Annotated in this window: 15 protein-coding genes and 1 riboswitch; of the genes, 7 read left to right on the forward strand and 8 right to left on the reverse strand. The window is 32.3% G+C overall.

Annotation, left to right across the window (positions count from 1 at the left end; genetic code table 11):
• Positions 1 to 9: 9 nt before the first annotated feature.
• The 6 genes from ACFQ1R_RS14990 to ACFQ1R_RS15015 form a co-directional block, all read right to left on the reverse strand.
• Positions 10 to 1,176: an acyl-CoA dehydrogenase family protein gene (locus ACFQ1R_RS14990; RefSeq protein WP_379927084.1), complete on the reverse strand. Its 1,167-nt coding sequence runs from the start codon at positions 1,174 to 1,176 to the stop codon at positions 10 to 12.
• 14 nt (positions 1,177 to 1,190) lie between these two features.
• Positions 1,191 to 2,075 carry a ComEA family DNA-binding protein gene (locus tag ACFQ1R_RS14995; protein WP_379927085.1) on the reverse strand — a complete coding sequence of 295 codons (885 nt, stop codon included), beginning with the start codon at positions 2,073 to 2,075 and terminating at the stop codon, positions 1,191 to 1,193.
• Between the two features lie 9 nt (positions 2,076 to 2,084).
• The gene (locus tag ACFQ1R_RS15000; RefSeq protein WP_379927086.1) at positions 2,085 to 3,761 is read right to left on the reverse strand and encodes an alanine/glycine:cation symporter family protein; all 1,677 of its coding nucleotides are present in this window, start codon (positions 3,759 to 3,761) and stop codon (positions 2,085 to 2,087) included.
• Between the two features lie 116 nt (positions 3,762 to 3,877).
• Entirely contained in the window at positions 3,878 to 4,894 is a 1,017-nt protein-coding gene (locus tag ACFQ1R_RS15005) for a potassium channel family protein (protein ID WP_379927087.1), read from the reverse strand.
• 5 nt (positions 4,895 to 4,899) lie between these two features.
• Positions 4,900 to 5,127, reverse strand: a complete 228-nt coding sequence (locus ACFQ1R_RS15010; protein ID WP_379927088.1) for a PspC domain-containing protein — start codon at positions 5,125 to 5,127, stop codon at positions 4,900 to 4,902.
• Between the two features lie 68 nt (positions 5,128 to 5,195).
• A complete protein-coding gene (locus tag ACFQ1R_RS15015; protein WP_379927089.1) occupies positions 5,196 to 6,464 on the reverse strand; it encodes a DUF2851 family protein in 1,269 nt (422 codons plus the stop codon).
• An 81-nt stretch (positions 6,465 to 6,545) separates the two neighbouring features.
• Here ACFQ1R_RS15015 and ACFQ1R_RS15020 point away from each other — a divergent pair, with 81 nt between their 5' ends.
• The 7 genes from ACFQ1R_RS15020 to ACFQ1R_RS15050 all read left to right on the forward strand — a co-directional run bounded on the left by ACFQ1R_RS15020 (position 6,546) and on the right by ACFQ1R_RS15050 (position 13,286).
• The gene (locus tag ACFQ1R_RS15020; protein WP_379927090.1) at positions 6,546 to 6,941 is read left to right on the forward strand and encodes a DUF2721 domain-containing protein; all 396 of its coding nucleotides are present in this window, start codon (positions 6,546 to 6,548) and stop codon (positions 6,939 to 6,941) included.
• A 28-nt stretch (positions 6,942 to 6,969) separates the two neighbouring features.
• Positions 6,970 to 9,066: a beta-galactosidase gene (locus ACFQ1R_RS15025; RefSeq protein WP_379927091.1), complete on the forward strand. Its 2,097-nt coding sequence runs from the start codon at positions 6,970 to 6,972 to the stop codon at positions 9,064 to 9,066.
• Between the two features lie 18 nt (positions 9,067 to 9,084).
• Positions 9,085 to 9,894: an amidohydrolase family protein gene (locus ACFQ1R_RS15030; RefSeq protein WP_379927092.1), complete on the forward strand. Its 810-nt coding sequence runs from the start codon at positions 9,085 to 9,087 to the stop codon at positions 9,892 to 9,894.
• Between the two features lie 27 nt (positions 9,895 to 9,921).
• Complete coding sequence (locus ACFQ1R_RS15035; RefSeq protein ID WP_379927093.1) at positions 9,922 to 10,872, forward strand: family 43 glycosylhydrolase; 951 nt, start codon at positions 9,922 to 9,924, stop codon at positions 10,870 to 10,872.
• A 48-nt stretch (positions 10,873 to 10,920) separates the two neighbouring features.
• Positions 10,921 to 11,403 (forward strand): CIA30 family protein, encoded by a 483-nt coding sequence (locus ACFQ1R_RS15040; protein ID WP_379927094.1) that lies wholly within the window; start codon positions 10,921 to 10,923, stop codon positions 11,401 to 11,403.
• Positions 11,404 to 11,517: 114 nt separating this feature from the next.
• A riboswitch (TPP riboswitch) is annotated at positions 11,518 to 11,629 on the forward strand.
• Between the two features lie 63 nt (positions 11,630 to 11,692).
• Entirely contained in the window at positions 11,693 to 12,298 is a 606-nt protein-coding gene (gene pnuC / locus ACFQ1R_RS15045; protein ID WP_379927095.1) for a nicotinamide riboside transporter PnuC, read from the forward strand.
• Positions 12,267 to 13,286 (forward strand): acyl-CoA dehydrogenase, encoded by a 1,020-nt coding sequence (locus tag ACFQ1R_RS15050; RefSeq protein WP_379927096.1) that lies wholly within the window; start codon positions 12,267 to 12,269, stop codon positions 13,284 to 13,286. The genes pnuC and ACFQ1R_RS15050 overlap by 32 nt, the downstream gene beginning before the upstream one ends.
• 51 nt (positions 13,287 to 13,337) lie before the next feature.
• Here ACFQ1R_RS15050 and ACFQ1R_RS15055 read toward each other — a convergent pair whose 3' ends face one another.
• Positions 13,338 to 14,183 (reverse strand): reverse transcriptase family protein, encoded by an 846-nt coding sequence (locus tag ACFQ1R_RS15055; RefSeq protein WP_379927097.1) that lies wholly within the window; start codon positions 14,181 to 14,183, stop codon positions 13,338 to 13,340.
• Entirely contained in the window at positions 14,180 to 14,473 is a 294-nt protein-coding gene (locus ACFQ1R_RS15060) for a helix-turn-helix domain-containing protein (RefSeq protein WP_379927098.1), read from the reverse strand. The genes ACFQ1R_RS15055 and ACFQ1R_RS15060 overlap by 4 nt, the downstream gene beginning before the upstream one ends.
• Between the last annotated feature and the right edge of the window lie 576 nt (positions 14,474 to 15,049).

The following is a 15,049-nucleotide window of genomic DNA, read 5'->3' on the forward strand; positions in this document are numbered from 1 at the left end:
TAAATTATTTTATGTTGCTGGTTTATATTCTTTTTTATCAATAATAATTTTAGCGATAATCTCTCTTAAAATTTCTGAAGTTCCACCTCCAATTGGGCCTAACCTGCTATCTCGAAGCAATCTAGCCATTGGATAATCTTCCATATAGCCATAGCCTCCTAAAAACTGTAAGCATTGATAAATAACTTCATCAGCCATTTTTGTTGACTTCAATTTAGACATGGTAGCGTGTTTAACTACATATTCTCCTTTATTTAGTCTATATGTAACAGAATAATTAAATTCTTTACAAATTTCCATTTCTGTGTATAAATCTGAAATTGTGTGTCTTAGTGCTTGAAATTTATTGATTGATTTACCAAAAGCTTGACGTTCGGACATGTATTGCAACGCGTATTCTAAAGCAAATTCTGCTCGTGCATGTGCATTAACCCCCATAATTAATCGCTCTAACGCAAAATGCTGCATGATATAAGAGAAACCTTTATTTTCTTCTCCCAAAAGATTACTTGCTGGTATTTTTACATTATCGAAGGCTATTTCTCCGGTATCTGAAGCTCGCCAACCTAATTTATTTAATTTGGTAGCAGACAAGCCTACTTCTGTTCTATCAACAAGAAAAATACTAATACCTTTATTGCCTGAATCTGGAGTTGTTTTTGCCGCTACAACCAAATAATCGCTATAAACGCCATTGGTTATAAATGTTTTTGAACCGTTTAAAATGTAATGATTTCCTTCTTTTATTGCTGTAGTTCGCATACCTGCCACATCACTACCACCAAAAGGTTCTGTTATACATAAACAGCCAATTTTATCACCTGATATACTTGCGGCTAAATAGTTTTGCTTTATAATTTCGCTTCCTTCAGCGTTTAAATGCGTCATTGCCAAATATACATGTGCCCAAATTGCTGCTGCAAAACCACCTGAGTTTATTTTTTGCAGTTCTTCTAAAAGGATAACCGTATAGAACAAATCTAGGTTTAGACCGCCATAAGTTTCTGGGTAATTAATTCCGAAGAACCCCATGTCTCCAAATTTCTTCCAAATAAACCGGTCTATCGTACCTGTTTGTTCCCAAGTTTCAATGTGAGGAACGACTTCTTTTTGTAAAAAATCTTGAAGACTTTTTCTAAAAAGATGATGTTCTTCAGTGAAGTACATACTACTCATTTATTTTTTCTTTTTCAATCGAGCGACAAATATAATTTAATTATATCGATTTTATTTACAGGAAAGTCTTTTACTTTTTTTAATTCATCTAAGGATTTAAAACCTTCTCTTAACTGCCGTTGTTCTACTATACGAAATGCTAAATTGTAATCTATGTGTTGTATAGTAACCAATTCGTCTATAGATGCTTTGTTTAATATTATTTTTTTGATGGTTCGCGGAGTTTTTACAGCAAATTCGTTATTAATGCGTTCAATAACCTCGGGTGTTAAACCATACACATCTTGCAGTTGTACAACATCAATAAAACCACCTATAAACTTATTTCTAAGCTTAATTATCCGTTCAGAAAGCACTTCGCCTATGCCGTTTACTTTTTGTAATTCTTGAGCAGTTGCTTTATTTAAATCTATTTTTTGATTGAAGGTTTTTGGCGTTTTGTTAAACGAATAACTAGATTTTTCGAATGATTTTGTTGGATTGGTTGCCCATTCTGGAAACTTGAAATATGGTGATATTGCATTTAAAAATGAATCGGAAACTTTGGTAACTTCTTGAAATTGCTTTGTTGAGTTTATCCATTTATCTTGTTTTCTAAAAGCTAATAATCTATCTATTTCCTCATTGGTCATTCCTAATGAAGCACCTTTATAATCGGTTATAAAATTTGGATTGAACGGATATATTTTGGGTTTCCGTTCTTCAATTTCTACTAATCGAAGTGAATCGATTTCTTTCTGAAATGCTGCAAGTTGGGTTTGGTTTACATTAATTTCTTCAGAAGAAAAGTTAATATAAAAATATATACACTGCAGAAGTATAATGAGTAGAATTAATAAAAAAATCCCATTCCGTTGGTTTTTTGTAAACTTGAAATGGGATGCTTTTAAAAAGTTCATTTGTAATAATTACATATGTTTGGTAACATCTATTGCACCATCTTCAATAGCTTCTTTTTTAATAGCTATGGCACTTAAATAACGTGTTAATTCTTGTTTCACCTTTGGGAATAAGAAAAATAAGCCTATCATGTTTGGGAAAACCAGTGCCAAAATCATCGCATCTGAAAACTTAATTACGGCATCTAAAGTTGCAGCAGCTCCAATTACAACAAATAATAAGAATAATACTTTGTAAACCATATCGGCAGTTTTTCCTTTTCCAAATAAATATTTCCAAGCTTGTAAACCGTAATAAGACCAGGAAATCATGGTTGAAAACGCAAACAATACAATGGCGATTGTTAATACATACGAAAAGTGCGGTATTACAGAATCAAAAGCCAAAGATGTTAAATCTACACCACTTATTGGAGAATCGGTAGATTTTAAAATAACACTACTACCATGTTCTGCTGTATAATTAAATACCGATTGTGCATCTGTACCATTAATATTGAAAAATATAATTACTAAAGCTGTCATTGTACAAATAACAACAGTATCTATAAATGGTTCTAAAAGTGCAACAACACCTTCTGATGCTGGGTATTTTGTTCTCACAGCAGAGTGTGCAATTGCAGCAGAACCTGCGCCAGCTTCATTTGAAAAGGCTGCACGTTGAAAACCAACTATCAATACACCTACAAGACCACCTAAGCCTGCCATTGGTGTAAATGCGCCATCAATAATTAATGAAAAGGCTAAACCAATATCGCTAATATTTGCAAAAATTATAACTAAAGAAGCCAAAATGTAAAGACCAGCCATAAAAGGCACTATCTTTTCTGTAATTTTAGCTATTCGTTTAATACCGCCAATTATAACTACACCAACAAAAAATGCTAGGAAAAGTCCAATAATTACACCGTTTGATCCACCTTGTAAATTTAATAATGTACTAATTTGTACTGCAGCTTGGTTTGATTGAAAAGCATTACCACCACCAAAAGAAGCTCCAACACATAAAACAGCGAATAATACACCTAGTATTTTCCCTAATTTACTAAAGCCAATTTCTTTAAAACCTTTTGCTAGATAATACATTGGACCACCATATACAGTTCCATCCTTTCCTATGTCTCTATATTTTACACCTAAAGTACATTCTACAAATTTGGTTGACATACCTAATAAACCACAAATAATCATCCAGAAAGTTGCTCCTGGACCACCTAAACCTATAGCAACAGCAACACCAGCAATATTTCCTAAACCAACTGTTCCTGAAACCGCAGTTGCTAAAGCCTGAAAATGAGACACTTCACCATGAGCACTTTCATCTCTAATGGTATCTGCGATATCTTCTTCGGCTAAAGCTTCATCATTATTATATAATTTATCAACACCATGTTTCTCAATATCAACATATTTACCTCTTACCGTATTAATTGCAGTTATAAATTTTGTAATACTTGGGAATTTAAAATAAATGGTGAAAAACGTAGCACCAAAAACTAATAGCAACACTACAAACGGAATTTGGTATTCGCCTATTGGTACTTTGGTTAATATAAAACCTTCCCACCAAGTTGCTACTGGCATGAATGCATCATTTACTTTCTCATCTAAGCCTTTTTGTGCTTCTTGAGAAAATGTTACTATAGGAATTAATAATGTAAGTACAGGGAGAAGATATTTCTTCATAAGAGAATATTTTGGTTTTTTTGTTATTTCTATTGAAAGATTCTTATTAAAAGTCGGCAAGATGCTAAAAAAAAATGATTTTTTAAAACATTTGCTGTTAAAATCAAAATGCCCTATTAAATATTATATTCTGAATTTAGTGCGTCTATTTGTTCTGGCCTTCCTAAAACAATAATTTTAGACTTTGGTGCTAATTCTAACTCTGCTTCAGGATTTACTATATACTCGCCATTTTCATCTTTGTAACCTATTATGGTACAACCTGTTTTTTTTCGAAGGTCTAAATCTTTTATCGTTTTTATATCTTCTTTTCTAAAAAGTTTTTCAACGGCAACTTCTTCAACATTAATACCCGATTTCCCTACAATTGACAAGTTATCTAAAAATTCCATTAAACCAGGAACGACCACTAAAGATGCCATGTGGTCGCCTCCAATTTTATCGGGCAAAATCACATTGTTTGCACCTGCAAATTTTAATTTATTGTATGACGATTCGTTTGAAGCACGACTTATTATATTGATATTCTTATTTATTTGCCTTGTAGAAAGTACCACAAATAAATTATCTGCATCATTTGGTAAAGCTGAAATAAAACTTGAAGCGCGATCAATTCCTGCTTGCATTAAAACATCATCTTCATTTGCATTTCCTATAACGTATGGAACATTATCTAACTGCAAACGTTCTTCAATTTCTTTATTTTTTTCAATAACTACAAATGCCTTTTTATGAGCTAACAATTTTATTGCTGCTTGTTTTCCATTTCTACCATAGCCACAAATAACTACATGGTTTTTAAAACTATTAATCTCTTTTTGCATCTTTTTGTGTTTTAAATCTTCAATATTATTTTTACTTAATATGTATTCTGTAATTATAGAAAGTGCATAACCCATGATTACAACACTTGATAATATTAAAAAAATTGTGAATATTTTTGAATTATAATCTAGCGGTATAACTTCACCAAAACCAACCGTTGTCATGGTTATTACCGTCATATAAACAGCATCTAACCATGAGTAATTAGAAATAAATTTATACCCAAAAATACCCACCATTAGCATAATAACCAACAAAAAAACGGCGGTATAAATTTTAGTTCTAAAAAACTTAATAAGTGGGTTCATATATATTATAAATCGAAAACCGAAGACCGTTTGGTGTAAACTAAATCTTTTATACGCATCCAAAATGCTAAAAACAAATACAATGCAAACCCAAAACCAAGCGTTACAAAGGTTAAATACATAAACGTTGTTCTAACTACTTTTGTACGTATACCCAAGCGTTCTGCAATACGCTGGCAAACGTAATAACCATGCTTTTGAAAAAACAATAAGGGTTTGTAAAAAATGCTCATGCTGCAATTTAGTATTAAGTTTAAAAGTGAAAAAGTTTATTTGTTTAAAAGTTTTATAAAAAACAAAATTACTTAATTAATTGACTTCCTACAGCGCACTGCAAACAGTTATTTTTATTGCAATATTCGGTTTTAAGTTGAATAAGTGCTTGCGAATGTAGTGATGTTTTTGATGTTTTTTTAAGCTTATTAAACGCATCAACTATACTATTTTTTTCTGAAGTAATTTCAGTAGCAATATTTAAAATAATGTTATTAATATCATGTCCGTTTTGTTTTGCGTAGCAAAATTTAATTGGCACTATGGTATTAATAAGCAATAAATCTATAAACGGCTTGGTTAACTTTTTTGTTGACGTTTTCGACGCTTTTCCAAATGAAAAATGCGTTTCCCAATATAAAGAAGTAGTTACATCAAAAAGTTTATAAAATTCATCTAAATTATTTAGCGCTATAATTTTTGAAAACAGGTTTTGGTTATTAAAATACAAACCAGCCAATTGCGAAAGCCTAATGGTTGGAAAATTTGGAGGTCGTAACCTAAAAAACTGTGGCGAAATTACATGCTTGTTTTCTAGTTTAAATTTTTGTTTTAAAAAGTGATACTCCTTAATTAGCATTGAATAATAACCATCTTCAATATCTTGTTCTAATAAACCTGCTTGTCCAAACAACAAGGCTTCCAATGTTTCTTGGTTTGATTGCACTTTTCTAACTATTGAAAAATCAACCGATTTTGCAATACTAAAAAACGATTCTCCGTTTACTTTTAGTCCAAAATTTTTAGTAAGCATCACAAATAAAACAGCTTCCCAATCGTTTTTTGTTTCTTCTAAAAGCTTTTGAATTTCTAATGATTTTCGTTCTAACCTTTCAAAATACAAACGTTCAAGCCAATTGTTAATCAAAAAATCATCAACCGAGGCAAAATCATTTTCACAATTAATCCATTTTCCACTTTTAGAAAACAATTTTTCATAATTGTTTAAAATAACATTACTAACAACATCTTTTAATTGTAGTGTTGGAATTGGCGTATTATTTTTTCTAAATATATCCGTATCGTGTTCCCAAACAACGTGTAAAATCACGTTATCATATGCCTTGTCTACTTCATGATTATGCAAAAACCAGTCGGATGATTTTACATGAATTTCTACATTGCCAGCCCAAAGTTGTTCACCAATTTTAAGTTGTGCATTAAAAAAATCAGGACCAGCATTAAAATTATGTTGCCCCACAGAAGTAACCAAAACAGCATCACCTTGTGTTGTTTTTAATTGATTTACTTCAAATTTTTTATGTTTCCAGATGTAATGTAAAAAATCTTCTTGCATTCAACGAATGTAAAAAATAAATTGAATCAAAATATACCCTCAAAAAACTTTAAAGTTGTTAAATTTGGGTAAATTCTTAAAATGGAAGATTTAACACTTACTACACCTGCAGTTCTTTTTTCGGCAATTTCATTAATAATGCTTGCTTATACCAATCGGTTTTTAGCTTATGCTGCTACTATTAGAGATTTGCATAGCAAGTATAAAAAGAACAAAGACAAGGTTTTAATGGCGCAAATACAAAATATAAAACAACGCTTATACCTAACGCGTAGCATGCAAATTTTTGGTATATCAAGTTTATTACTATGCGTATTAACCATGTTTTTAATTTACGTGCAACAACATACTTTAGCTATTTGGGTATTTGGTGCTGCCCTTATTTTTCTAATTATATCGCTTGCATTATTAATTATGGAAATTCAAATTTCAGTGAAAGCTTTAGAGCATCATATTAGCGATATTGAAAATAATTAAACCATTACTAAACTAAATAACCACCTTTATGTCTTTAAAAATTACTGTTTCAAAAAAAGTTTTATTCGCTTGCTTTGTAATTCTTTTAAGTCTCAATTCGTTTTCTCAAAAATTTGAAAAATTCTTCCCAACTAAAGACCTTACAACAGTTGGTGTTTACTACTATCCTGAACATTGGAACCCACAACAATGGGAACGCGATTTAAAAAACATAGCTGAAATGGGTTATGAGTTTACCCATTTTGCAGAATTTGCTTGGGCAGAATTAGAACCCCAAGAAGGTATTTACGATTTTAAATGGCTTGATAAAGCTTTAGAACTTGCAGCAAAATACAAGTTAAAAGTAATTATGTGTACTTCTACAGCTACACCTCCTGTTTGGTTAGTACGCAAACATCCTGAAGTACTTGCAACAAATGAAGATGGATCAAAAATGGATCATGGCGCACGCCAACATGCTACATTTTCAAGCAATTATTACCGCAGCTATTCTATGAAAATGATAGAACAACTAGCTAAAAGATATGGTAATGATAAACGCATTATTGGTTGGCAACTTGATAATGAACCTCGCCGTTTTCTTGACTATGGCAACGATGCACTTTTGCGTTACCGCGATTGGCTAAAAGAAAAATACAAAACCATTGCTACTTTAAACGAAGCTTGGGGAAACAATTTTTGGAGTGGAACGTATACTAATTTTGATGAAATAAATCTGCCTCTTCATCAACAATGGGGCATGAATTTACATTCACAATTAGATCATTATCGTTTTGCTGATTATGAAACTGCTTCATTTCTTGATGAACAAGCTTTGGAAATCAAAAAACACGCCAGTAAAAACCAATGGATAACATCTAACTACATCCCTATGTACGATGTTGGTTATATAGGTATGAGTAAAGAATTAGACTTTGAAGCTTACACACGCTATATGGTATATGGTAGTGATAAAGGCATAGACACCAACGGGTATCGTGTTGGCGAATACTCAAGAATTGCTATGGCAAACGACTTTTTTCGCCCATTAAAAGGTATGTATGGCGTTATGGAATTACAACCTGGGCAAGTTAATTGGGGTAGTATCAACCCGCAACCATTACCTGGTGCTATGCGTATGTGGTTATGGCATGTTTTTGCAGGCGGCAGTAAATTTACCTGTACCTACAGATACCGCGCTCCTTTATATGGCTATGAACAATACCATTATGGCATTGTAGGTCCTGATGGTGTTACACAAACTACTGGCGGTAAAGAATTCAGCCAGTTTATAAATGAAATTAATTTATTAAGAAAAAAATATAATGCTAAGGCTAATTTACCCGAAGCCTATTTAAAACGTAAAACAGGTATATTGTTTAATACTGATAATGTGATGGGTATAAACCTAAATAAACAAACCAACCAATGGCAAACCGAAGACCATTTTTTAAAATATTATAAAGCTGTAAAAGCCTTTGGAGCACCTGTAGATTTTATTCGCGATACAACTAACTTTTCAAATTACCCTGTTTTAATAGTGCCAGCCTACCAAATGATTGATGAACAAATGATTGCTAAATTAACCGCTTATGCTAAAAATGGTGGTAATTTAGTATTAAGTTGTCGTTCAGGAATTCAAAACAAAAAAGGTCATTTATGGGAAGCTAAGTTTTATGAACCTATGTGGAAATTGATAGGTTCAGAAATTGAATCATACGATTTATTAATGCCTCATGCACCAGGAAAAATTAAATTCAATAACAACGATTTTGAATGGACTAGTTGGGGCGATTTATTAAAACCATATAAAGACACTGAAACTTGGGCAACTTATAACTCTGAATTCTATTCTGGAACTTCTGCAATTATTTCTAGAAAACTAGGTATAGGCACTGTTACTTATATTGGTGTTGATTCTAAAAATGGTGATCTTGAGAAACAAGTATTAATCAAATTATACAACCAACAAAACATTCCTGTTGAAAACTACCCAGAAGGCGTGATAGTTGAATACCGCGATGGTTTTGGTATTGCAGTAAATTATTCAAACAAACCATATACCATGATTTTACCTCAAAACACTGAAATTTTGATTGGTAGTACTACTTTAAAAACCGCCGATGTTTTGGTTTGGAAATATTAAAAATTTAAAAACATAAAAATGATAATTGACGTACACACACATATAAACAACTACCATGAAGACCGTGTTGTTTCTTTAGATGATTGCTTAAACAAGCTAACGGACACCATGTTAGAAAACAACGTAGATTACTCCCTAGTGCTTTCATCTTACAAAGTAAACGAACACAGACCAAGTACAAAACAAGTAGTTGAAGCTATAAGCGACCGAGATAATTTAGGTGTTGTAGCAGGCATTAGCTATCTTAACTACACACACAGAGATTTAAAAGAAATTAGCGACTTTTTAGAAGCTGGACTTATAAAAGGCCTGAAGTTCTATCCAGGTTACGAACCTTTTTATCCTAATGATATTAGATTTAAAGTGGTTTACGATATGGCTATTGAATTTGATGTACCCGTCATGTTTCACTCTGGCGATACGTATGCACCAACTGGAAAAGTAAAATATTCGCACCCTTTACATATTGATGATTTAGCAGTTGATTATCCCGATTTAAAAATAGTAATTTGCCATGTAGGCAACCCATGGATTAAAGATTGCATGGAAGTTGTTTACAAAAACAAAAACGTACATGCCGATATTTCTGGATTGGTTCTAGGCGATTTCTCCGATAAATTTGAACGCTACATGAAAACCGAAATTGAAGAAATGATAACTTATGCTGGCGACCCAAAATATTTACTTTATGGCACAGATTGGCCAATAAGTAATATGAAATCGTATTTAAAATTCATGGATCAACTAGAGCTTCCTCAAGAAAAAAAGGAATTAATTCTTTGGAAAAATGCTGCTGAACTTTTTAAAATTGATGTAACTAAACTTTAAAAAAACCATAAACTAAATTCATTACATATGTCTTCTTTAAAAAACCTTTCTATCCTAATTGGCTTAACTGTAGCTTCCTTGGGCTTTTCTCAAAACCCTTTAAGTTTTGGAAGTGATATTCTTACTGCCGACCCATCGGGTCATGTTTGGGCAGATGGTAAAATGTATTTGTATACTTCACATGATGAAGAATGTCAAGAAGACTTTTGGATGAAAGATTGGCACGTATTTTCGTCTAGCGATTTAATAAACTGGACCGACCATGGCGCATGTTTAAGTGTTGACGATTTATCTTGGGCCGATAATTATGCTTGGGCTCCAGATGCTGCCTATAAAAATGGTAAATACTATTTCTGTTTCCCAGCTGGAACAGGTTTTAAAGACCGCGTAAACCCAAAAAACAGTACCAAATGGATGGGTATTGGCATGGCAGTAAGCGATTCGCCAACCGGACCATTTAAAGACCCTATTGGAAAACCACTTTGGACAACACCTTATGCAAACGACCCTTGCCTGTTTTTAGATGATGATGGCGCAGGCTATATATATTTTAATGGTGGTGGCGATTATTATGTTGCAAAGTTAAATGATGATTTATTGAGTGTAAAAGGCGACCTAGTTGCCATGGATATGGGTGGATACAAACCCAAAAGAGAAGGTCCATGGGTATTTAAAAGAAACAATATTTATTATTACACCATGCCAGAAGACAACCGCATACTAACCTATTATACAGCAAGCACTCCAATTGGTCCATGGAAATACCAAGGTGTTATTATGAAAGCTGAAGGTGAAAGCAATAACCACCATTCTATTGTTGAGTTTAATGGTAAATGGATATTATTTTACCACCGTTGGCTTGAAAACGATTTAGATTGCGAAAAAATACAACGTAAAGTATGTGCTGAATTTTTACATTTTAATGATGATGGTACTATAAAAGAAGTAGAACGTACCGATGCTGGTGTAAGCCATTAAAAAACTTTCAGTTTTTATATATTCTAATTTAATTTTTTTTAAAGTGCCATGACTATTTTCAATTTTAAAACGACGACTAATATCACTAATTGGAAGACAATAAATGATGTGGTTATGGGTGGTAAATCTAACAGCAGTTTTAATTTAAACGATACTGGTTTTGGTGTTTTTAGTGGTAAGGTTTCTTTAGAAAATAATGGTGGCTTTTCAATGGTTCAATATAATTTTGACGCTAAAAGCGTATCTGCTTTTTCTACAGTATGCATTAAAGTAAAAGGTGATGGCAAAACCTATCAATTCAGAACAAAAAGCAATACAGATGATAAACATTCTTATGTTGCTAGCTTTAGTGCTAAAAAAGAATGGCATACCATAGAAATTCCTTTCAATACAATGTATCCTGCTTTTAGAGGCAAACTATTAAAGTTACCAAACTATCCTGGTGAACAAATGACTCAAATAGCGTTTTTAATTGGAAATAAAATAGAGGAATCATTTAAACTAGAAATTGAGTCTATTACACTTAAATAAAATGTATTTCTAGTTACAAAATTTATAGTAAATCAAACCTTCATATGCATTGCATTTTTTATAGATAGTAAAAAACAAACTTTAATTTTCATTATACCATCTATAACTATAACTTTGCACAAAATGGGGTGCTTGTTTTTTAACAGGCTGAGATGATACCCAAGAGTTTTTAAGCTCGATACCTGATCTGGGTAATGCCAGCGTAGGGATTTTATGGACAAAGCTTCATAGCTATATTTCCATTATTGGTTCATCTCCGTTCTTCATTCGTTTAAAAAACAATAAAACAATGACTGCGGATTTTTTTTCACCAATTAGCATCTTTCAATGGCTTGGTACTGCTTTTGGAATTACCCAAGTACTTCTAGCTCGAAAAAATAACATCAACAATTATTTATTTGGCATCGTATCCATTCTTATAGGTATGTGGGTATTGTATGCTTCAAAATTGTATGCCGACATTCTACTAAACCTGTATTACTTAGTTATGAGTATTTACGGATGGTTTTATTGGAAATACGGCACACAAAAAGAAGAAGTACCTATCTCCTACGCTACTTTTGCAGAGCATTTTAAAGCTATTGGTATTGTGGCTGGTTGTTTCATTATTATGTCGTATTGGTTAGTTTTCCATACAAATTCCGATGTACCTTATTGGGATGCTACCACAACCGCTTTTGCTTGGGCTGGTATGTGGCTTATGGCAAAACGAAAAATGGAAAATTGGATTTATTTAAACATTAGCAACATCATTTCCATACCATTACTTTTTTACAAAGACCTTTATATTTACGCAGGTTTAACCATATTCTTGTTTGCTGTTGGCACTTCAGGGTATTTTAAATGGCGAACTATTATTTTAAATGAAAGAAGCAATGCATACAAAACAGCTTAGTCCCGTTTACAAAGAAGCATTCGTATTTCCAACAAATACGCTGGAATGGATTTCCCAAAACAACCTATGGCGTTTATGGGTACCAAAAGCATATAACGGTTTAGAACTTTCACTTACCGAAGGTTTACAAAAACTACAAACTTTAGCAAAAACAGATGGTAGTTTGGGTTGGACAATTACCCTATGTAGCGGTGCAACTTACTTTATTGGTAATTTACAACCCGAGGTTGCCGATGCTATTTTTTTATCAGGCAATAACCAAATATGCTTTGGTGGTAGTGGCGGTGTTTTTGGCGTTGCCGAAAAACAAGGTGATAATTATATCATTTCTGGAGAATGGCGTTATGCCACAGGTGCGCCATACTTAACACATTTTACTTTGAATGCCAAAATAATGGATAATGGCAACATGGTTTTAAAGGATGATGGCACACCGTTAGTCTATTCATTTGTTATTCCTAAAAATGATGTTAGCATTATTTACGATTGGCAAGCTATGGGTTTAAAAGCCACCGCTACCCATAGTTTTAAACTACACGAGGTAGTAGTACCCAAAACTCATGCGTTTGTGTATAACACCTTTTATTTACCACAACCCATTTTTAAAATACCCTTTACTGTATTTGCCGATGTTACCCTGTTTGCAAACTACTTAGGTATGGCTACCCATTTTTATGATGAAGCCAGCAACATAGTAAGCACAGAACACACACTACAACTACAAAACGTATTACAACAGGCTAACCAACTGCTATATACTATTGCAAACACTATAGATGCCTACACCAACAACCAAACACCTATTACCGAAGCCTACACAAATACCATACACACCACCACAAGCAATTTAGTAACCCAATTAACAAACGCTATTATAACCTTATACCCAAAACTAGGCATTAAAGCTTGTAGCGAACCACATATACTAAACCGTATTTTTAGAGATTATTTTACAGCTACTCAACATCATAATTTTGTTGGGCGATAATTGAAGTATTTAATTATTTACTGTACTGTTTATACTTTTACAACAAACGCTTTAAATAACTTTAGTCTTGTTATAATTTGATTTATCTACCTTTTCTTTATACATTTTTAAACCAGCAATTTGTTCAGCTGTTTTGTTTTCAGTTGATTCCAATTTATCTATAAATGATTGAGGTAATTTTAAATGATTATTCATTACATGAAGTCCAGTAATATTCGGATTTCGAGAGTAATTTGTTTTCTTGTGACTGATTTTATAGTCATTAGTAATAATCTCTAAAATCTGAGGAATTTTACTTTTAAAATCCAGTGCCGATGAAAAAGTCATATCATCAACAAATGAAGTAAAAGTCGCGTTATTTTCTTTAGAGAATTCTTGTAAAATATCTCCAGTTTTGATAAAAACTAAATTAGCTAATGTGGAGGAAGTTGGTGCTCCTTGTGGAATTTTCCCTTTATAGGTGGTTAGTTTAGTAAGAAGACTCGAAACTTCAGGGGAAAAACCTTGACTAACAAACATCTTAAAAACAGCTTTATTAGTTATTGATGGAAAGAAATCTTTTAAATCAGTTGTAAATTTATATCTTTTTCCTTGATGTTGTTTAGCATTGTCAAGGTTATCTTTTCCTTTTACAGCACCAAATGCATAACTTGGCATTTCAATTTGGTTTAGAATATTTCTATGTATTCTAGTTTGGATTACTTTTAATCTTTTTGTACTTGGATTTATTATCCTTTTTTTAGGTTCTCCTTTTGCATCTAATTTTGGCTTATCAAATTTGTCTTTTTTGATTTCAATTTTTTCTCTATAGAAATTGTCTATATTTTTTATGATTGACTGTATTTCTTTGATATCAACTTTTAAAGCATAAGCTAGATGTTTAGGTGTATTAATCATTGAATAGTAAAAAATTGGTTTATCAATGATTTTACTGAAGGTGCAATAATGTTGAAAGCATCTTCTTTTTCAGGACTGATGTCATTACTATCTATTGAAAGAAAAAATAGTATAGGTAAAGGTGTTTCCAATTTATTCGATATAGTTTTTAATGTCGAAAGATTTGGTTCCTTATTATTATTCTCAATCTGTGATAAGTAAGCTTGAGTAATATCACAGAGTTCCGCAAATTGGTTTTGTTTTAAACCTTTTTGTTTTCTAATTGATTTTATTGCTAATCCTAAATTCATACGTAGTGTATTTGAAAAAATTTATGGGGTGTCAGGTCAGAAAATGTTCGTAAAATCATCGAAATTGGTAATTACTCTGTAGAGTAAATCAATTCCTTTGAAAACTAAACTCCAATCTATAGGCTTTGTATCGCTTTCTTTTTTAGAGTTTTGTAAATACCTAATTGCATTAGATAGGAGAACTTTTTCATCATCTGAGAATGAACAACGGTTCTCAGAAAGGATAGTCCTTATACCAAGTATAAGACCATCAACGTGTTGATAATTGTGTTTTTGACGCATATCTTTAATGTATTTAATTATAAGGCAATATCGCCTTGCTACATTTACAATACGCTTGTAATTAAATTCAATATGCGTTGTTCACATTATCACCCCAAAATTATTCCTTGCTACTTAAAATAAATGTGTCTATTATTACTTTTTACTTCATAGCAAGTTATTAGTTTTATTCATTTCAGGTTTACTTCAAGCGTTTTTAGGGGTTTTCCCAAATGCATCTTTTCAGCTCTCCTTACTGAATGACTTCGCGTTTTCGGCGTTTGCCTAAACCGAGTTTCAACGTTGCTTTCTTTT

The sequence above is a fragment of the Mariniflexile jejuense genome, assembly GCF_042675665.1.
Classification (GTDB): Bacteria; Bacteroidota; Bacteroidia; order Flavobacteriales; family Flavobacteriaceae; genus Mariniflexile; species Mariniflexile jejuense.